Source organism: Aquiflexum sp. TKW24L (assembly GCF_023502205.1).
In the GTDB taxonomy this organism is placed as follows: domain Bacteria; phylum Bacteroidota; class Bacteroidia; order Cytophagales; family Cyclobacteriaceae; genus Cognataquiflexum.
In genome coordinates this window covers 66,538-86,179 of record NZ_JAMFLG010000006.1, presented here as the reverse complement: position 1 = coordinate 86,179, position 19,642 = coordinate 66,538, and the positions used below count along the sequence as shown (strand labels likewise).

The window sequence follows — 19,642 nt, the reverse complement described above, 5'->3', positions numbered from 1 at the left end:
TGCAGGTTTTATTTATTGTTTGACTTTTACAATCCAGTGGGTTATACCATCTCGGCATGCTCTACATTCTTGAAATAGACTTGACTTTCAGCATCCAAATCTACCAAAACCGCAGAATCGTTTTTGATATATCCGGATAGAATCTGCTTGGAAAGTTCATTCAGAATCAACTTTTGAATGGTTCTCTTCAAAGGCCTTGCACCGAAGTTCGGGTCAAATCCAACTTCTCCCAAATGATCCAAAACTTCCTTAGTAGCATCTATCTCGATATTGGATTCTGCCAATCGCTGTTGGATTTCTCTCCACTGGATATCGACGATTTTTCGGATCACTTTTTTATTAAGCGGTTCAAACATGATCGTCTCATCGATCCTGTTGAGGAATTCAGGTCTGACGGATTTCTTGAGTAAATCGTAAACTTCAGCTTTGGTCTTCGCCATGATTTCCTCTTTGTTCCATTCTTCCATTTCGGCAAAGCGTTCTTGGATCAAATGAGAACCGATGTTGGTAGTCAAGATGATAATTGTATTCTTGAAGTTGGCAATCCTTCCTTTGTTATCAGTCAATCTACCATCATCCAACACCTGAAGCAGGATATTGAATACATCAGGATGGGCTTTTTCAATTTCGTCCAATAGTACCACAGAATAGGGCTTTCTCCTTACTGCTTCGGTCAATTGACCTCCTTCATCGTAGCCCACATATCCCGGAGGCGCTCCCACCAAGCGGCTGACGGAGTGCCTTTCCTGGTATTCAGACATGTCAATTCTCACCATGGCATTGTCATCATTGAAGAGGTATTCTGCCAAGGCTTTCGCCAATTCGGTTTTTCCGACGCCTGTGGTACCCATAAAGATAAAGGAACCAATCGGCCTTCTCGGATCCTGTAATCCTGCCCGGCTTCTTCTGACAGCATCCGAAAGGGCAACAATGGCTTCCTGTTGTCCGGCAACTCTTTTGCCAAGTTCGTCCTCTAGGTGTAGGAGTTTTTCCCTTTCACTTTGGATCATTTTGGAAAGCGGTATGCCAGTCCATTTGGAAACTACAGCGGCTATGTCTTCATTGTCTACTTCTTCTTTCAATAACGGCGAACCTTGCTGCATTTCCTCAAGCTGGAATTTGAATCCTTCGAGTCTTTTCTCAGATTCAACAATTTTGCCGTACCTGATTTCCGCGACTTTCCCGAAATCTCCTGCTCTTTCGGCTTGTTCAGCTTCGAGTTTCAGTTTGTCAATATTCTCTTTTTCATTTCTGATACCGACGATCACCGCTTTTTCACTTTCCCATTTGGCTTTTACACTTTGCCTTTTTTCCCCGAGTTCTGCGATCTCCTTGCTCAGGACTGTTTCTTTGTCTTTGTTGTTTTCCCTTCGAATTGCTTCCCTTTCGATTTCGAGTTGCATGATTCTTCTGTTGAGTTCGTCAAGCTCTTGGGGAAGGGAATCTATTTCCATTCTCAGTTTGGCGGCGGCCTCATCCATCAAGTCGATGGCTTTGTCAGGAAGAAACCTATCCGAGATATAGCGTTGGGAAAGCTCTACGGCTGCAATGACAGCATCATCTTTGATCCTCACACCATGGTGAAGTTCATATTTGTCTTTGATCCCTCTAAGGATCGAAATGGCATCAGCTGCATCCGGTTCATCGACCAGCACTGATTGAAACCTCCTTTCAAGGGCTTTGTCTTTCTCAATGTATTTTTGATATTCCTTCAAAGTTGTGGCTCCGATGGCATGCAATTCTCCTCTTGCCAGAGCAGGCTTCAGCAGATTGGCGGCATCCATCGCACCTTCTCCTCCGCCTCCAGCGCCGATCAGGGTATGGATTTCATCAATAAATAGGATGATTTCACCTTCGGAGTCAGTGACTTCCTTGATCACTGCTTTCAATCTTTCTTCAAACTCTCCCTTGTATTTGGCGCCTGCCACCAACAAACCCATGTCAAGAGATATGAGCAATTTTGATTTAAGATTTTCGGGCACATCACCGCTGACGATCCTTTGTGCCAGTCCTTCCACGATGGCAGTTTTTCCTACACCCGGCTCACCAAGGAGAATCGGATTGTTTTTGGTTCGTCTTGCCAAAATCTGCAAGACTCTTCTGATCTCCTCATCCCTTCCGATGACAGGATCAATTTTCCCTTTTTTGGCCAGTTCATTCAGGTTTTTGGAGTATTTCTCCAAAGCCCGATATTTAGATTCTGCGTTTTGGTCAGTCACTTTATTTCCTTTTCTTAGTTCCTTGATTGATTCAATAAGCGGTTTTTCCGATAGACCATTGTCTTTTAATAATTGGGCCGTTTTGTCCGATCCCCCTAATATGGCCAACAATAAATGCTCGATGGCTACGAATTCATCCCCGAAGTTTTTGAGATAATCCTTTGCTTTGGCCAATACCTGGTTTGAGGCGTTTGAAAGATAGGGTTGCTGACCGCTTACTTTGGGCAAAGATTTGATGATGTCATCTGTTTTTTGCGCAATAAGACCTTTGTTGACATTGAGCTTTTTGAAAATAAAATCTGTGACATTTTCATCTTCGGAGAAAATACCTTTCAGGATATGTGCCGGTTCTATGGCCTGTTGCTGTTCGGCCATGGCAAGCTCAGCAGCTTTTTGAATGGCTTCCTGCGATTTGATGGTGAATTGTTTAAAGTCCATTTTATAGTTGGTTAGGTTGGTTAAAGCATTTTTTGAGCATCAGAAAGAGTCTCTCAGACACTTCATCAAATCATTAACCAAAACATAAAAACTATAAAAAGCTGAAAAAATGTCTGAAAAATCAAGAAAAGGCTGCAATAATCAGCCTTATTGTCATAATTTTTCTTCAATCTATATAGTTACGTGTACTTCTAAGGTGTGGGAAACCTGAGATAATGGGTATCCTTTCTTGGTACCGACAAAATAATAAATACTATAATTTTCATTTTGGTTACTTTTATAAATGAAAGTTTCTTTAATCAAACCAACAATTTTGTAATAATTAAATTTGGCATAATAATGTTTTTTTAAGAAGGTAAAAGAATTATTTTTACTATGTTTAATCACCTGAACCCCAGAAGACAAATTCTTTTTCTTTTGAACATAAGCATTTTATGAACATTCAATTTTCTTTTAACCCATTTGCTACTCCAATATTTCTGACGAGTTTGCTGTTTTTGGTATTGGCATTTTTTTCTTTTAACAAAAATAACAAGCACGGAGAACGCTATTTTGCATTTTTCCTATTAAGCTGCTTCGTTTATTCGTTTTTTTACGGCATTGAGTTACTTTCTATTACACCTGAAGGAATAAAATTATTCTATATTTTGGAGTATTTGGGGGGTGCTTTCGTTACTCCGTTTTTGTTTCTTTTTGTTTTAAAATACACAGACCGGGCAAAGCTTATAAATAAAAACTGGCTCGTTTTGATTTTTGGGATATCTGCATTTTTCCTTTTGATGGTATTTACCAACGATTACCACAACCTTTTTTACAAGGAAATTTCGGCAGCAAATAATTTATATTTTATGTCGGTTTCCCTCGATAGGGGAATACTTCACTGGATGTATGCGAGTTACAACTCAATCTTGATCATATTCTCCAATCTTCTGCTTTTCAGGATGCTTTTTTCTATCCCTGAGATTTATAGGGGACAGGTACTGATTATGTTTTTTGGAACTTTAATCCCATGGATTGCTTACTTATTTGTAGTCTTCGGATTTTATCCATTTGGACTTGATCCTGTTCCTTTTTGCTTGGCTATAAGTGGAGTCACATTGTTTTGGGCATTGTTTCAATACCAACTATTTCGAGCCAATCCAATAGCATTCAAAACTATTTTTGAAAACATCTCTGACGGGATTCTGATTTTAGATAGGCTTGGGGACGTAGTGGCGATGAATTATACGGCAAGAAAATTTTTCTCAAAATTAAGTCCACGAAAAATCTACAAAAGAAGTCAGCTGGAAGAGGTCTCCAAAGAGTTTGAGGACTTGTTTCATTCCAATTCACCCAATAAGAAAATTGAATTATACCTCCCTAATGAGAGAAAAACTTTTGAGATTTATCTAAAAAGTATTGTAGAGGAAACAGTGGGTATAGATGCGCCTAACTTCCAGTATCTTTTTTTAAGGGATATCACTGAGCAAAAATCCACTGAGGATTTGATTAAGGCAAACGAATTGACACTACAAAATGTCAACAGCAACCTTATCAGAAATGAAAAAATGCTTACCTCAATTGCTTTTGCAACCAAGGAATTGCTCTCCAACCATGATTTTGCCACAGCCACCCAAAAAGCGATTACCTTACTTGGAGATGGTGCAGGAGTAGATAGGGCTTACCTTTTTGAAAATAGTCTGGATGAAAACGGGAATATTTTAAGTTCACAGCGATTTGAATGGAGTGCATCGGGTGTTCCGGCTGAAATAGATAATCCTAATCTTCAGGGATTACCGATTGGGCTTTTTGGAGAGGGCTCTAGGGTGATGGCCCAAAGCAACCTTTATCAGGCTATTGTGGATAATATGGAGGATGATCCGGAGTTAAAGGAATTGTTGCAGAGCCAGGATATCCTATCCATTCTCCTTATCCCAATCTATGTTGAGGATTACTTTTGGGGTTTTGTTGGATTTGATGATTGTACTAATGAGAGGAAGTGGAGTGAGGCAGAGACAGCGTTGCTCATAAGTTTTGCGGACAGTATTTCCAATGCCATCGAAAGAAAAAACATGGAGCGTAATCTTGTTAAATCCATGGAAGCTGCCAATGAAGCGAGTATAGCCAAATCTGAATTTTTGGCCAATATGAGCCATGAGATCAGAACTCCTCTAAACGGTGTAATTGGTTTTTCTGACTTATTGATGAAAACCAACCTGGATGAAAATCAGAAAGGATTTTTAAAATCCATCTTACAGTCAGGCACACTCCTCCTCGATTTGATAAACGACATTTTGGATTTTTCAAAAATCGAAGCAGGGAAGCTTGAATTGAGTCCTGAATGGGTCAATATCAAAGACTTGGCCACCGACACTTTAAAAATCATCCACCCAACTACAAGTGAAAAAAACCTAAAGCTTGACCTAGTTCTCGATGAAAAACTTCCAAAATCTGTTTTTGTCGATTCTACCCGGATCAAACAAATATTGATCAATCTCTTGAGCAATGCAGGGAAATTTACCCATCAAGGGCAGATTATTCTGTCTGTAACAGTAGATGGCCTAGTCTCGCAAGATGGTAGTTTGCCTATTGTTTTTTCAGTTCAAGACACCGGAATAGGTATTTCCAAAGAAAAAGAACGTACAATTTTTGAAGCTTTTGCGCAGGAAGACAATTCGACCACAAGAAAATACGGAGGAACAGGACTCGGACTTACGATCTGTAGCAAATTACTGGAGTTGATGGAAAGCAAACTCGAACTTCAAACTGCCCTTGGCAAAGGAAGTAAGTTTTATTTCAAGCTTGATATGCCTGTGTCGGAAGAAATGGTCATTTCAAAAAGCGAGCAGAAAATGCACGGCAGTAACTTGACGTCTAATTCGAAAAAGGATCATGGATCTACTATGGTTTTTAAAATTTTGCTCGTAGATGACAATCCCGTCAATATGTTACTCGCCAAAGCTATTGTAAAAAAGTTATTACCGAGCTCTCGGGTTTTTGAAGCATTCAATGGCCTAGAAGCTTTGCAAGAGTACAAAAAAGAAAAGCCTGACTTGATTTTTATGGACATTCAAATGCCTGAAATGAGCGGCTATGAGGCAACAAAAGAAATCAGGAAAATAGAAAAAGATGTCAGGACCCCAATAGTGGCATTGACGGCGGGAACTGTTAAAGGTGAACACCAACGCTGTCTTGAAGCTGGCATGGATGATTATTTGAGCAAACCTGTGTTGGTTTCGGATATATCAGGAATGATCGAAAAATACCTGAACTCTTCCCCTGATTCCTCCCAAATTCTTGCTTCCTCCAAATTTGAAGAATATAGGCTTTCCGATCCTGAGTTTTATAAGGAATTGCTAGAGGTAAGTATCTCAAATATTGAGAAACTTCAATTGACTCTGATCAATCACCTCGATGAGAATAACTTGCATGGGGTAAAGCAAACCGGACACGCGTTAAAAGGGGTAGGCCTGAATCTTGACTTTAAGAATTTGGTGGCCACCTCCACAGGTGTCGAATTGTTGACTGTCCTTAATGAGGAAAATAAAACTGTTGTGGTAGAGACGATTCAGGAAGTTTCAAAAATCCTCTCAAGCCTTAAGTCGGAATGGGATTCCATTAAAAATTAAAAAAGTGAAGGATTATTCCTTCACCTCTTCATAGTCGATATAGTCTCCGCCTTTGATTTCTTTTGTCCTTTGCTGTTCATATTCTTTTGGAATATGGTCGACATTGACATTTGCCCCAGGAGGCTTTCTTCTTCTGTCATCTTCTCGCTTCAAGTCATTGGCATGATTGACAAACTGCTTCAGCTTACTTTTTACAAAAAACTGTAGCAACTTGGAGAAGATCCAAGACAAGGCAATGGCAATCAGAAGAAATTTGAAAATAAATCCCATTTTTTAGACTTTTAGATTTTAGAAGCGAGAATCAAGACAAATCTTGGTTCTCGGCTCTCGGTTCTCGGCTCTTTATCTACTAAGGTAAAGGTTTCTTTCAGAATAAATCTTCAAGAAGTAATCATCCATCAAATCCTCAATGAAGTAAATGGCTTCTCCAGTTGACTTCATTTCAGGTCCCAATTCTTTGTTGACATTGGGGAATTTGTGGAAAGAGAAAATCGGTTCTTTGATGGCATAACCCTTTTTGACAGGATTGAATTCAAAATCGGTTACTTTTTTCTCACCCAACATCACCTTTACGGCATAATTGACATAAGGTTCCTGATAGGCTTTGCAAATGAAAGGAACAGTCCTGGATGCCCGTGGATTGGCTTCGATGACATAGACCTTGTCGTTTTTGATCGCAAATTGAATATTGATTAAACCAACTGTTCTAAGCGCCAATGCAATTCTATTGGTGTAGGTTTCAATCTGACGCATTACATAGTCGCCAAGATTATAAGGAGGCAATACCGCGTAGGAATCTCCAGAGTGGATTCCTGCCGGCTCGATATGCTGCATGATGCCGATGATGTATACATTTTCTCCATCACAGATTGCGTCTGCTTCTGCTTCAATGGCATTCTCCAAGAAATGATCCAAAAGGATCTCATTGTTTGGAATATCCCGCAACACTGTTACAACATGCTCTTCGAGTTCTTTTTCATTGATGACAATTTTCATTCCTTGGCCACCGAGTACATAAGATGGTCTTACCAGAAGTGGGAATCCAATTGTTTTACATAATTCCAAAGCTTCATCCGTATCGTGGATGGTGCCGAATTCTGGATAAGGAACATTGTTATCTTTTAGCAAAGTGGAAAACCTCCCTCGATCCTCCGCCAAATCCAAAGCTTCGAAACTTGTCCCGATGATCTTGATGCCGTATTTATCCAACTTCTCCGCAAGCTTCAAGGCTGTCTGACCCCCCAATTGCACGATCACGCCCAAAGGCTTTTCGTGCAGGATGATTTCATAAATATGTTCCCAAAAGACCGGCTCAAAATAAAGCTTGTCAGAAATGTCAAAATCCGTAGAAACCGTTTCAGGGTTGCAGTTGATCATGATAGTTTCATAGCCGCATTCTTTGGCAGCCAAAACACCATGGACACAGGAGTAATCAAACTCAATCCCCTGTCCTACCCTGTTTGGCCCTGAACCCAAAACCACCACCTTTTTCCTTTTGGAAACCGGAGATTCATTTTCTTCTCCAAAAGTGGAATAGTAATAAGGAGTCTGTGCATCAAATTCCGCAGCGCAGGTATCTACGAGTTTGTAAACCCGCTTGATGCCCATTTCGTCATAGCGTTTGGTGAAGACTTCACTCTCCAAACAACCCAATAGATGGGCTAACTGACGGTCCGCATAACCTTTTTTCTTGGCTGTGTCCATCAATTCCCTTGGAATGGTATTGAGGTTGAATTTGCTGATCTGGTCCTCGACGTGGATGAGTTCTTCAATCTGCCTGAGGAACCACTTGTCGATTTTGGTCAGGTCATGGATGGTCCTGAAGGAAATGCCCAATTTGAAGGCATCGTAAATATGGAAAAGCCTGTCCCAACTTGGGTTGGCAAGGCTATATAAAATCTTCTGTTGGTCGCGGAGTTCTTTGCCATCGGCACCCAATCCATTTCTTTTGATCTCGAGAGATTGACAGGCTTTTTGCAAAGCTTCCTGAAAATTGCGCCCAATACCCATCACCTCACCGACAGCTTTCATGGACAATCCCAATCTCCTGTCAGCACCTTTGAATTTGTCAAAGTTCCATCTTGGGATTTTGACAATCACATAATCAATGGCAGGTTCAAAAAACGCAGAAGTATTTCCAGTGATGGAATTGGTCAGCTCATCAAGGTTATAACCTATGGCCAACTTTGCCGCTACTTTGGCAATCGGATAACCTGTGGCTTTGGAGGCCAATGCAGAAGAACGGGATACCCTTGGGTTGATTTCAATTCCGATAATCTGGGTATTGTCAGGACTGACTGAGAACTGCACATTGCAGCCTCCGGCAAAGGTCCCGATGCTGTTCATCATCGTGATGGCATAATTCCTCATCCTTTGGTAAACCGTATCCGGCAATGTCATCGCCGGCGCCACGGTGATGGAGTCCCCGGTATGCACGCCCATCGGATCAAAGTTTTCGATGGAACAGATGACAATCATGTTGCCGATATTGTCCCTCATGACCTCGAGTTCATATTCTTTCCAACCTGTAATACTTTGCTCAATGAGCACCTCATGGACAGGTGAAGCTTGAAGTCCGGCAACAAGGGCTTTTTCAAAATCTTCTTCTTTTTCTACAAAAGCACCACCTGCACCCCCGAGGGTGTAGGATGCTCTGATGATAAGGGGAAAACCGATTTCCTGGGCGATTTCTTTTCCCTGAAGGAAAGAAGTAGCCGTGTCTCCTTTACAAACACCTACCCCGATTTTTTCCATCAGCGCTTTGAATTTTTCTCTGTTCTCGGCAGTGTCGATAGCATCGATGTCAACACCGATCATCCTGACACCGTATTTTTTCCAAATGCCTGATTTATCACAATCAATGGCAAGGTTCAGCGCAGTCTGTCCGCCCATAGTAGGCAAAATCGAATCGATATCCGGATGCTCTTGGAGGATTTTGATGATGGATTTCTTGTCGAGAGGCAGCAAATACACATTGTCGGCAGTCACGGGGTCCGTCATGATCGTGGCAGGGTTGGAATTGATCAAAGTGACTTTGATACCTTCCTCCCTGAGGGACCTTGCAGCTTGCGAACCGGCGTAATCAAATTCGCATGCCTGACCGATGACAATGGGTCCTGAACCGATGATGAGTGTGTGCTTGATGCTAGTTTCCTTAGGCATTCCAAAAGAGGTTTTAAGAGGTTTAAATACTTACGGCTAAATTGGTCCAAAATTAGGGAAATAATTTTAAGTAGCCCGACCGTATCCAAAAAAAGGGCAGAAAGATTATTTGAATGGAGTGGAATTTGCAATTCGGAATATTTGGAACTGTTTTTTGTTGGAGGTGGGAAATTTACCTTTTGGTTAGGATATGCGATGTAATTCCAATTACATCCCGATGACGCGGATGGAAGGGATAAAAGGGTGGAATAACATGCGGGTAGCTAGCGGGAGAAATTTAAAAAGAACTGATCAATCAGGCATTCTTGTTTTTGGAGTAAACACAATTCCTCACTTCACCTTTATGCTCCCAAAAACCAGAGATATTGCATTCTCATTACCCCGAGCGGCGGTGCAGGGAGATTTGTTGAAGTATAAAAACAAGGGGAGCACCTTGCACGGGGTTATTATTATTCAGCCCACTTCGGGGCTGTTGGTCGAAGGGGAGGCGGTGATAGTCGATTGGTTGAAGTAAAAAATTAGAAAAGCACCTTGCGCGGGGCTAAAGATATAGTGACTCGTTTGGGTTAATTCTCAATTTATAAAGAGAATAGACAAAATTTTACATGAATAATTAGCTGAAAAGATGCCGAGTCATTTGCAAATAAGTAACTTATTTGCTACTTTGACCGTATGAAAATTAAAGACTTGCTGAAGTTACTCAAGCAAGATGGCTGGTCAGAAAAAACACAAAAGGGAAGTCACCTCCAGCTTGTCCACCCAACTAAACCGGGAAAAGTAACTGTCCCCATTCATGGAGGGGATATACCAGTAGGTACATTAAACTCCATTCTGAAACAAGCGGGACTTAAGTAACCCTTGCCAACTTCGCTATACCCTATACAACAACAAGACACATAACAAGCAGGAAAAAATGGAAATTGTAAAAATCCCATTGACGATCGAAAGACAGACGGGCAAGGAACTTTGGGGACGAATCGTGTACAACGATAATCTTATCACAGACTTTGCTGAAACTATATCAGAATTGGAAGCTAAAATCAAAGCACTCTTGTGGGACTTTGAGGAACTAGCTCCAGAATATGTGGAATTCACTCACCAATATGACATCTATGCATTATTTCAGAAGTTTGACTTTCTGAAAATCTCCACCATAGCTGAACATGCCGGAATGAATCCAGGGCTGCTAAGACAATATGTCTCAGGAGTAAAAAGCCCTTCTATCGAGCAGGCAAAAAAAATAGAAAAAACGCTGCGCAATCTGGCTGCAGAGCTGCAAGGGGTAATTATCGTAACCTCATAAATCATTCTTTCCATTTAAACGACTTATCATCAATGGCCCGCATGGTGCATAGTACGCCGTTTAGGTGATCGTATTCATGTTGGATAAGTTCCGAGATCGCACCCTCGACGCTCCAAGACTGCTTTTCCCAATTTTCATCCAAATATTCCAAGGTCAGGGTTTGGTGTCTTTTTACTTTGACGAGCAGATTCGGGAAACTCATGCAGTCATCCCAAAGTTCAAACATGTCTTTACTTGGATTGACGATTTCAGGATTGATAATGATATAGGGTCTGTCGAGATGGAGGTAAAACAAGCGCTTCATGATCCCCAACTGAGGTGCAGCAATCCCCCGCCCAAATCCATATCTTCTCCGGATATCTTCCATGGCTTCGTGCAGGTCTTTCACCCAATTTTCTACCAAAGGAAGTTCATCATGGGTCAGTGCCGCACAGTTTTCATAGAGGCGGGGATCACCGAGTTTGAGAATGTCTTCGACTTTTTTCATCAAAAGAAATATTTCAAGATACCATGCTTAAAAGAATCAAACATTCATTCCATTCTCCAGAATCCTTAAAATAGACAGACCATCTTCCCTCTCCGCATCTGGAACCGCAAAATCGATATTGGAAGAAGAGGGCCATTGAACTGTCCCTGAAAAAAACAGGTTCGGAAAAAGTGAAAATCTGACTTCCCTCCCAATTAGCCAACTTCTTTTTATCCTCATTGGAAGCCACACTCAATCTTGATCCATATTCATAGACAGCCTTGATCTTTTTATTTTCTATTAAGTCCAAAAGGAATTTTCGGTCTTCATTTGAAAGATCACATTTTTGGTTTTGGCCTTTAGGGGAAAATCCAGTGCCGTCTGTCTCCAAGACTTCTTTTACCTTACGATAAGTCCAATCAGGAATTTCTGAGGAACACTTTATTGGATCATCTGAAATGGTATTAAATATTTGATTCAAAAAATCATTTCTCAGATTCTCTTGGGCAATACTATGAATATGAATGAGAAAAAAGAAAATTATACAGATCTGTTTGAGCATCGTTAAACTTAAGAATTAGAAATTCTTTATCCAAAAAAAAACCTGTCAGAATTAAATTCTGACAGGTTTTTTTCAACTAAGTTAGACCGATGGTCTTCTGTCTTTTTTTAAACCTTCGAGGTCAAAAAAAGACCTCAAAGGTTCAGGTTCTAAATATGCAATGCCCTGTTGTCCGTGGCGGCCAAGCAGGCTTCTTTGAAAGCTTCTGTGTAAGTTGGGTGCGCATGCGACATCCTTGCAATGTCTTCAGCAGAAGCACGGAATTCCATAGCAACAACCGCTTCAGCAATCATGTCGGCAGTCCTTGGTCCGATCATGTGTACTCCGAGGATTTCATCCGTATTGGCATCTGCCAAAACTTTGACTACGCCATCCGTATCCATGGAAGCCCTTGCGCGGCCTGAGGCCATGAAGGGGAACTTCCCTGTTTTGTATTTGACTCCCTGCTCTTTGAGCTGCTCTTCGGTATATCCCACTGAAGCCACTTCCGGCCAGGTGTAAACAACTCCAGGGATCAACAGGTAGTTGATATGCGGCTTTTGTCCGGCGATGGTCTCTGCTACGAAGACGCCTTCCTCCTCTGCCTTGTGCGCCAACATCGCTCCTTTGACCACGTCTCCGATGGCGTAGATATTTGGGACATTTGTTTGCAGATGTGCATCCACTTCGACCAATCCCCTTTCCGTGATCTTCACTCCTGCCGCTTCGGCATTCAGTCCTTCGGTATATGCTTTTCTCCCAATGGAAACCAAGACATAATCGCCTACAATTTCGATGGTTTCCCCTTTGCTGTTTTCTGCTTTGACGATGACCTCTTTTCCTGTGTTTTCCACAGCCGTCACTTTGTGTTTCAGGTAAAAGTCGAAATTCAATTTCTTCAAAGACTTCTGAAGTTCTTTGCCCATCGTGCGGTCCATGGAAGGAATGATGGCATCGAGGTATTCTACTACAGATACTTTTGCACCGAGCCTGCCATAGACAGAACCCAATTCCATTCCGATCACTCCGCCGCCGATGACGATCATGTGCTTGGGGATTTCTTTCAGTTTCAAAGCTTCGGTAGAGGTGATGACCCTGTCCTTGTCGATTTTGATAAATGGCAAAGAAGCAGGCTTTGAACCTGTCGCAATGATGATATTTTTTCCTTTGATTTCTTCAGATGAACCGTCGTCTTTGGTGACTTTGACGGTAGTGGCATCTACAAAAGAACCCAAACCGTGGTGTACATCGATTTTGTTTTTCTTCATCAAAAACTGGATGCCATCCACGTTTTGCTTGACCACATCAGCTTTGCGTGCAATCATCTGCTCCAGGTTAACCTCCAAGTTGCTGAGGTTGATGCCGTGGGTTTTAAAAGTATGGGCAGCATTATGATAATGCTCGGAAGAGTCCAAAAGTGCTTTGGAAGGGATACAGCCTACATTGAGGCATGTTCCTCCGAGCGTGGGGTATTTCTCAATGATGGCGGTTTTCATACCCAATTGTGCCGCCCTGATGGCTGCTACGTATCCTCCCGGGCCTGAACCGATTACTATGACGTCGTACATTTATTTTAGATTTTAGTCCCGAGCTATCGGGATGAGACACAAAACGTGAGACTTGGTATCACTGAAGATTGAATTTTGTTGATATATATAGTACCAAGTACTAAGTACAATGTACCAAGTATATTTAAATCTTGCTGATGTATTCCGGATCAAGATTCGAATTAAGTATAAATGTTCAAACTCATTTTAAGCTTTACAATCATATTTTGCACATGCTTCAATTCTTTTTCAATATTTTTGAAATCCTCATCATTCAGATAATTCAGGCGATTTGATATCACCATTTGCGTATCCAATACGATTGAAGATCCAAGAGCAATTCCTAAGAAATTATGGAATTCTTTTTTGCCGTTTCTACCTGCACCCTCAGCAATATTGGAAGGAATTGAAACCACCGCCCGATTCATTTGGCTTATCAAACCGAATCTTTCATCTTTCGGCAGTTTCTCAGTGAGCTTGTAAACCTCAACTGCTAAGTCAATGGCCTTTTGCCAAACTTTCAACTCTTTATATCTGTGCATTTTCCTTGGGATTTTAGTGAAGGGATAATTTAACTGAATTTTAAATTTCCTTCACTCCTATACTTTCTCAAGGACCTAATTTATTCGACTATTTAAATACCTGGTTCTTGGTACATGATACTTTGTACTCAATTTCACCTCTTACTTCTCACCTTTTACCTCCTACTCTCCTACTTCTTCCTCACCATTGATCCTTTATACTTCCCTTAAACTCCAAAAAGCAGTCTTGTCGGATCTTCGAGTAATTGCTTGACGCGTACCAAGAAACTGACTGACTCTCTGCCGTCGATGATTCTGTGGTCGTAAGAAAGGGCAAGGTACATCATTGGCAAAATTTTGACTTCGCCATTGACAGCCATCGGTCTCTCTACGATATTGTGCATGCCGAGAATGGCGGACTGAGGCGCATTGATGATCGGAGTGGACATCATGGAACCAAAAACTCCACCATTGGTGATGGTAAAGGTACCGCCGGTCATCTCTTCTATCGACAATTTGTTGTCTCTTGCTTTGACAGCCAATCTTACCACTTCTTTTTCGATTTGGTCAAAGCACATGGCTTCTGCATTTCTGATGACTGGCACGACCAATCCTTTTGGTGCAGAAACAGCGATGGAAATGTCGCAGAAATCATTGTAGATGATTTCGTTGCCATCGATCATGGCATTGACAGCGGGCCATTCCTGAAGTGCCACGCAAACAGCTTTGGTAAAGAACGACATGAAGCCAAGGTTGACGCCGTGCTTTTCCTTAAACTGATCTTTGTATTTCTTACGGATATCCATGATTGGACCCATGTTGACTTCATTGAAAGTGGTCAGCATGGCAGTCTCATTCTTCACGGCCACCAATCTTCTGGAAACAGTTCTTCGCAAAGAGGTCATTTTTTCTCTCCTACTTTCTCTGCTGCCGGCTATTTTGGGAGCAGAAGGTGCTTCTGCCTTCGGAGCTACAGGTTTCACCTCAACAGCTTTTGGAGCTTCTTTAGGTTTGGCTTCTGCACTCATTGCATCCTCTTTGGTGATGCGTCCGTCTATTCCTGTTCCTTTGACATCACCAGTATTAAGGCCTTTTTCGGCAATAATTTTGGCTGCAGCAGGAGATGCATGGCCGGTGGCATAGGTTTCATTTCCCGATGGAGCTGTTTTAGCGGATTCTGTTTCAGCGGGAGCAGAAGCAGCTGTCGCCGGAGCACCACCTTCGACTACTTCGATTTTACAGATCAAGCCACCGATTTCTAAAGTATCCCCTTCTTTGGCAACATGGCGGAGGATTCCATTGGCTTCAGCAGGCAATTCAAAAGTAGCCTTGTCGGAGTCCACTTCAGCGATGATTTCATCCAAAGTCACATAATCACCATCGGCTTTCAACCATGATGCCAATGTCACTTCAGTGATTGATTCCCCGACAGTAGGTACAATCATATCTTTGATTTCCCCTGTTTTGCCTCCTTGGCTTGATTTTGATGCTTCCATAACTGTAGATTTTTCTTCTTTGCTTTCTGAATTTGATATGGTATCGATCACACAAATAACTGCTCCGATTTCCAAAGTGTCCCCTTCTTGGGCTTTGATTTTCAAAGTACCGGCAGCTTCTGCTGTCAGCTCAAAAGTAGCTTTGTCAGATTCCAACTCACAGATTACCTCATCCATCTGGACTTGATCACCGTCTTTTTTAAACCACTGACCAATGGTTACTTCGGTTATTGACTCCCCTACAGTGGGGACTTTCATTTCTAGGTTCATTGTTTTATTTCTTTTAGGCCTAATCGGCCAAATTTTTCTTGATATCCTAAATCAATCCACTGTTCAAGGAAATTTTCCAGTGCAAAAGGTGGATTAGGAAAGTTTCAAAGCCTTTCTTACAATCTTACCCTGTTCATCCACATGGACTTTATTGTAGCCTGTGGCCGGGGAAGCAGATGGCTTTCTGGCAATGATTTCCATCGGAATCTCCTTATAAAGCATTCTCAGAATATAATTCCAATAACCCATATTTTCTGGTTCTTCCTGTACCCATACGATTTCGGCACCTTTATATGACTGAAGGGCTTCCAAAATCTGTTTTTTAGGTAGAGGATGTAGCTGCTCGATCCGAATGATAGCCACATCGGACACTTTTTCTTTCTCTCTAACTTCGTCAAGGTCATAAAAAATCTTGCCTGAACACAACAAGACCCGCTTTACTTCTTCGGCTTTTACTGATTTATCCAATAAAATCTCCCTAAAGCTGCCTTTTGTGAACTCCTCCAATGGAGAAACAACCTTTGGATGTCTCAATAAAGATTTGGGAGACATGACTACGCAAGGCTTTCTGAAATCCCAGGTCTGTTGTCTTCTCAATAAATGGAAGAAGTTGGAAGGCTCTGTGATGTTGGCTACCACCATGTTGTATTCTGCAGAAAGCTGAAGAAATCTTTCTGGCCTGGCATTGGAATGCTCTGGACCCTGACCTTCATACCCGTGTGGCAACAACATGACTATGCCGTTCATTTTTCCCCATTTGGATTCTCCTGAAGAAATAAACTGGTCAATCATCGTTTGTGCACCATTCGCGAAATCTCCGAATTGTGCTTCCCAGATCGTGAGTGAATGCGGATTGGCCATGCCATAGCCATATTCAAAACCTAGCACCGCATATTCCGAAAGCAGGGAATTATAAATATGAAACTGCCCTTTGCTGTCTTTCAGTTCTTTTAAGAAGTTAAAGGGCTTGTTAGAATTCGCATCATGGACTACCGCATGTCGGTGAGAGAATGTTCCTCTTTGACAATCCTGACCGGTGATTCTCACTGTTTTACCTTCTAGAAGCAAGGATCCATAAGCCAGCAATTCCGCTGCTGCCCAATTGAGGGATTTGGCTGTGAAATACATGTCTTTCCTCTGTTTCAGCTGTACTTCAATCTGCTTGATCGGCCTGAATCCCTTCGGAATGGTAGTAACCGCCTCCGCTACTTTTTCGATTTTTTCGATGGAAACACCAGTTTCCGGGGATTGGTCAAAATCCTCAGGAGTGGATCTTCTAAGTGATTGCCATTCGGATTCAAATTTGGTAAACTGGTAGGGCAAAGGTTTCTCTTTGACCATATTCAACCTGTCCTGAAGCAATTGTCTAAATTCTTCATCCATCACCCTTGCAATCTCTGCGTCTATATCGCCTCTTTCAGTCAATCTCTTGACATAGATTTCACGTGGGTTAGGGTGCTTGGAGATGATATTGTAAAGTTCCGGCTGGGTGAATTTTGGCTCATCGGACTCGTTATGGCCATGCCTTCTGTAGCATACCATGTCTATGAAAATGTCTTTTCTATATTTTTGCCTGAATTCCGCTGCAATATTGGCTGCAAAAACTACCGCTTCGGCATTGTCTCCATTGACGTGGATTACAGGAGCATCGATGATTTTGGCTACATCTGTACAATATATTGAAGTCCTTGCATCATCAAAATCAGTGGTAAATCCCACCTGATTATTGATAACAAAATGGATGGTTCCTCCCGTATTATAGCCTTTCAAGCCTGCCATCTGGGTCACCTCATAGACGATCCCCTGACCGGCAACTGCCGCATCTCCATGGATCAATATTGGTAGTGCCTTATTGGAATCATTCTGATGCTGAGAATCAATCTTTGCCCTCAAAAATCCAACAACTACGGGATTGACTGCCTCGAGGTGTGAAGGGTTAGGTGCGAGTTTTAGGTTAACTTTTTTATTACCTGTTGTAATGATATCACTGGAATAACCCATGTGGTATTTGACATCACCATCGCCCATAGTCAGGTCAGGCTTCGCTGTACCTTCAAATTCCGAAAAAATCTGCTCGTATGTTTTTCCCATGATATTGGAAAGCACATTGAGTCTTCCTCTGTGGGCCATACCAATCATTACTTCTTCTACCCCAAGATCTGCGGCGGAATTGATGACAGCGTCCAAAAATGGAATGGTACTTTCACCGCCTTCAAGTGAAAATCGCTTTTGTCCAAGGTATTTGGTATGCAAGAAATTTTCAAAAACTACGGCTTGGTTCAGTTTAAAAAGAATCCTTTTCTTGGCTTCTACGGTTGGATTGAAAGACAGGGCTTCCATTTCAAACTTGGTCTTTAACCAATCCAACATCTCAGGATCTCTGATGTAGGTATATTCAAAACCAATGGCTCCCTCATAAATGATTTTCATGGATTCGATCAGTTTTGACAGTTTTACCGTACCAATCCCAATTTCTTTCCCTGCCTGAAATTCTGTATTGAGGTCATTTTGACTTAATCCAAAATCCTCAATATCCAACAATGCTTTCCTGTCTCTCCTTTCCCTTACAGGATTGGTTTTGGATCTGAGGTGACCCCTAGATCTGTAAGCATGGATCAAAGCCCTGACTTTAATTTCTTTCGGCAATTGCTCCATATCCATGATAGTCCCGGGGGTAAGCAAGGAGCCATTCACAGCTTCTTTAGAAGATTCCCCATTTTTTGGAGCAGCTACAGTCGAAGCATCTTCACCATATTTGGTCACTGCGAAATCGAACCCATTAAAAAAATCCTTCCAACTTGGGTCTATTGATTCTGGGTTGTTTCTGTAATCTGCATATAACTCATCTATGTAAGCCACATGTGCATTTGCGATAAAGGAAAATTTGTCCATTGTTATTATTGTCAATCAGACAAATGTAAGTTCAAAAAAAGACATTTAAAAACTGTATATTCGTTTTCCCAAATGTAATATTTTTTTTCAATCTGATTCCACCTCATACGAATAAAATACAGAGGCTGAATCTAAAACTGAATTGACGAAAAGACAAAAAAAAACAGCATCCGAAGATGCTGCTTTTCAATTAGATTATAATTTAAATTTATCTCAATCCTGGAGGCCATGGTTTGCCCACATTGGATTTTAACACTACTCTGCCCGTTTCATTGGATGAGTTTTTCCATGTAAATGTTAGCTCAGCAGGTGTAACACTGATGAAGTTAAAGGTATAAGAGTCACCGTACTTATCCGTACCTGAGAAAGACAATACACCGCAGGCATCATTGAGCCTAACATTTCCACCAAAGGTGTCACCATAACAAGCCCATAGACCAAAAGTAGCATCAGAAACTGTATAAGAAGTGGAACCTGCCACAGGAGTAAATGTTACATTTCCTGTTATTGTTCCAGGACAGGATCCAAACGCTGAATCCATTTCAGACGATGAATATTGAAAGGTTCCGCCTAAATCAGATGGACAAACTACAGAAACGTTATACAAGAATGGAGATGCGAAAAAAGCACCGCCTTTGACATCACCACTGGCATTGATATCATTGAATACCCTGCCAAATTTATCTGTCAATTTCAATCTGTATTCAAACGCATCACCACCGTTTATCTGAGCTGCTGTTACTCCAAGTGCAGTCAATGTTTCAGCCGAAGTAATTAAAATGCCTGCCCTCAGAAATTTTGATTTGTCATTTGGTTTAAAATCAGCAAGTGTCAAAGTTTTGACAAGCACATCGTTTACAAGGTTGTTGGCACCAGCCGCAGGGATATACTGTAATCCCACACCCGGTACCAATCTTCTATGCCTCACCCTTACTTCCACTGTTTGTACAGTGGCGCCATTTTCATTGTCGACAGCCTCTACAGTAATATCAAATTTGCCATTGGCCAAATCAAAGAAATTAAAAGAGGTGCTTGTCCTAGCTATTGTCCTCAAATATGCCCCATTGTTGAAGGTGGCATAAGGAATATTAGGCTCGACAAAATCGGCACAAGACGTGATGAACAACATCAATGTCACGATCAATCCGAAACTATATTTTATCATTTTCATAATATCGA

14 protein-coding genes are annotated in these 19,642 nt (G+C 41.5%); 4 read left to right on the top strand and 10 right to left on the bottom strand.

Features of this window, described 5'->3' with window-relative positions; all coding sequences use genetic code 11:
• Positions 1-41 precede the first annotated feature (41 nt).
• Positions 42-2,657 carry an ATP-dependent chaperone ClpB gene (clpB, locus tag M3O96_RS05865; protein ID WP_249719370.1) on the bottom strand — a complete coding sequence of 872 codons (2,616 nt, stop codon included), beginning with the start codon at positions 2,655-2,657 and terminating at the stop codon, positions 42-44.
• A gap of 434 nt (positions 2,658-3,091) precedes the next feature.
• Here clpB and M3O96_RS05860 point away from each other — a divergent pair, with 434 nt between their 5' ends.
• The gene (locus M3O96_RS05860) at positions 3,092-6,265 is read left to right on the top strand and encodes a histidine kinase N-terminal 7TM domain-containing protein (RefSeq protein ID WP_249719369.1); all 3,174 of its coding nucleotides are present in this window, start codon (positions 3,092-3,094) and stop codon (positions 6,263-6,265) included.
• 12 nt (positions 6,266-6,277) lie between these two features.
• On the opposite strand, the gene M3O96_RS05855 is transcribed toward M3O96_RS05860, so the two are convergent.
• Together M3O96_RS05855 and carB are read right to left on the bottom strand one after the other, a co-directional pair.
• Complete coding sequence (locus M3O96_RS05855; RefSeq protein ID WP_249719368.1) at positions 6,278-6,535, bottom strand: DUF4834 family protein; 258 nt, start codon at positions 6,533-6,535, stop codon at positions 6,278-6,280.
• A gap of 72 nt (positions 6,536-6,607) precedes the next feature.
• Positions 6,608-9,427 (bottom strand): carbamoyl-phosphate synthase large subunit, encoded by a 2,820-nt coding sequence (carB, locus tag M3O96_RS05850; RefSeq protein ID WP_249719367.1) that lies wholly within the window; start codon positions 9,425-9,427, stop codon positions 6,608-6,610.
• Positions 9,428-9,644: 217 nt separating this feature from the next.
• Between carB and M3O96_RS05845 the strand changes: the two genes are divergently transcribed.
• From M3O96_RS05845 to M3O96_RS05835, 3 genes are all read left to right on the top strand, one after another.
• Positions 9,645-9,941: a hypothetical protein gene (locus M3O96_RS05845; RefSeq protein ID WP_249719366.1), complete on the top strand. Its 297-nt coding sequence runs from the start codon at positions 9,645-9,647 to the stop codon at positions 9,939-9,941.
• Positions 9,942-10,099: 158 nt separating this feature from the next.
• A complete protein-coding gene (locus tag M3O96_RS05840; protein WP_249719365.1) occupies positions 10,100-10,282 on the top strand; it encodes a type II toxin-antitoxin system HicA family toxin in 183 nt (60 codons plus the stop codon).
• Positions 10,283-10,340: 58 nt separating this feature from the next.
• Positions 10,341-10,730: a helix-turn-helix domain-containing protein gene (locus tag M3O96_RS05835; protein ID WP_249719364.1), complete on the top strand. Its 390-nt coding sequence runs from the start codon at positions 10,341-10,343 to the stop codon at positions 10,728-10,730.
• Between the two features lies 1 nt (position 10,731).
• On the opposite strand, the gene M3O96_RS05830 is transcribed toward M3O96_RS05835, so the two are convergent.
• The 7 genes from M3O96_RS05830 to M3O96_RS05800 all read right to left on the bottom strand — a co-directional run bounded on the left by M3O96_RS05830 (position 10,732) and on the right by M3O96_RS05800 (position 19,634).
• Entirely contained in the window at positions 10,732-11,217 is a 486-nt protein-coding gene (locus M3O96_RS05830; protein ID WP_249719363.1) for a peptide deformylase, read from the bottom strand.
• A gap of 13 nt (positions 11,218-11,230) precedes the next feature.
• A complete protein-coding gene (locus M3O96_RS05825; protein WP_249719362.1) occupies positions 11,231-11,677 on the bottom strand; it encodes a hypothetical protein in 447 nt (148 codons plus the stop codon).
• Between the two features lie 230 nt (positions 11,678-11,907).
• Positions 11,908-13,305 (bottom strand): dihydrolipoyl dehydrogenase, encoded by a 1,398-nt coding sequence (gene lpdA, locus M3O96_RS05820; RefSeq protein WP_249719361.1) that lies wholly within the window; start codon positions 13,303-13,305, stop codon positions 11,908-11,910.
• Positions 13,306-13,466: 161 nt separating this feature from the next.
• Positions 13,467-13,826, bottom strand: coding sequence for a four helix bundle protein (locus M3O96_RS05815; RefSeq protein WP_249719360.1), 360 nt, complete (start codon positions 13,824-13,826; stop codon positions 13,467-13,469).
• Between the two features lie 206 nt (positions 13,827-14,032).
• Positions 14,033-15,571 carry a 2-oxoglutarate dehydrogenase complex dihydrolipoyllysine-residue succinyltransferase gene (gene odhB / locus M3O96_RS05810; RefSeq protein ID WP_249719359.1) on the bottom strand — a complete coding sequence of 513 codons (1,539 nt, stop codon included), beginning with the start codon at positions 15,569-15,571 and terminating at the stop codon, positions 14,033-14,035.
• A 93-nt stretch (positions 15,572-15,664) separates the two neighbouring features.
• A complete protein-coding gene (locus M3O96_RS05805) occupies positions 15,665-18,463 on the bottom strand; it encodes a 2-oxoglutarate dehydrogenase E1 component (RefSeq protein WP_249719358.1) in 2,799 nt (932 codons plus the stop codon).
• Between the two features lie 208 nt (positions 18,464-18,671).
• The gene (locus M3O96_RS05800) at positions 18,672-19,634 is read right to left on the bottom strand and encodes a hypothetical protein (RefSeq protein ID WP_249719357.1); all 963 of its coding nucleotides are present in this window, start codon (positions 19,632-19,634) and stop codon (positions 18,672-18,674) included.
• Positions 19,635-19,642 lie beyond the last annotated feature (8 nt).

Excerpts from the sequence above, each read along its gene's own strand:
- M3O96_RS05840 (WP_249719365.1), top strand. The coding sequence starts at position 10,100 with ATGAAAATTAAAGACTTGCTGAAGTTACTCAAGCAAGATGGCTGGTCA.
- M3O96_RS05835 (WP_249719364.1), top strand. The coding sequence starts at position 10,341 with ATGGAAATTGTAAAAATCCCATTGACGATCGAAAGACAGACGGGCAAG.
- M3O96_RS05815 (WP_249719360.1), bottom strand. The coding sequence starts at position 13,826 with ATGCACAGATATAAAGAGTTGAAAGTTTGGCAAAAGGCCATTGACTTA.
- M3O96_RS05800 (WP_249719357.1), bottom strand. The coding sequence starts at position 19,634 with ATGAAAATGATAAAATATAGTTTCGGATTGATCGTGACATTGATGTTG.
- M3O96_RS05805 (WP_249719358.1), bottom strand. The coding sequence starts at position 18,463 with ATGGACAAATTTTCCTTTATCGCAAATGCACATGTGGCTTACATAGAT.
- odhB (WP_249719359.1), bottom strand. The coding sequence starts at position 15,571 with ATGAACCTAGAAATGAAAGTCCCCACTGTAGGGGAGTCAATAACCGAA.
- M3O96_RS05860 (WP_249719369.1), top strand. The coding sequence starts at position 3,092 with ATGAACATTCAATTTTCTTTTAACCCATTTGCTACTCCAATATTTCTG.
- clpB (WP_249719370.1), bottom strand. The coding sequence starts at position 2,657 with ATGGACTTTAAACAATTCACCATCAAATCGCAGGAAGCCATTCAAAAA.
- M3O96_RS05845 (WP_249719366.1), top strand. The coding sequence starts at position 9,645 with ATGACGCGGATGGAAGGGATAAAAGGGTGGAATAACATGCGGGTAGCT.
- carB (WP_249719367.1), bottom strand. The coding sequence starts at position 9,427 with ATGCCTAAGGAAACTAGCATCAAGCACACACTCATCATCGGTTCAGGA.
- lpdA (WP_249719361.1), bottom strand. The coding sequence starts at position 13,305 with ATGTACGACGTCATAGTAATCGGTTCAGGCCCGGGAGGATACGTAGCA.
- M3O96_RS05830 (WP_249719363.1), bottom strand. The coding sequence starts at position 11,217 with ATGAAAAAAGTCGAAGACATTCTCAAACTCGGTGATCCCCGCCTCTAT.
- M3O96_RS05855 (WP_249719368.1), bottom strand. The coding sequence starts at position 6,535 with ATGGGATTTATTTTCAAATTTCTTCTGATTGCCATTGCCTTGTCTTGG.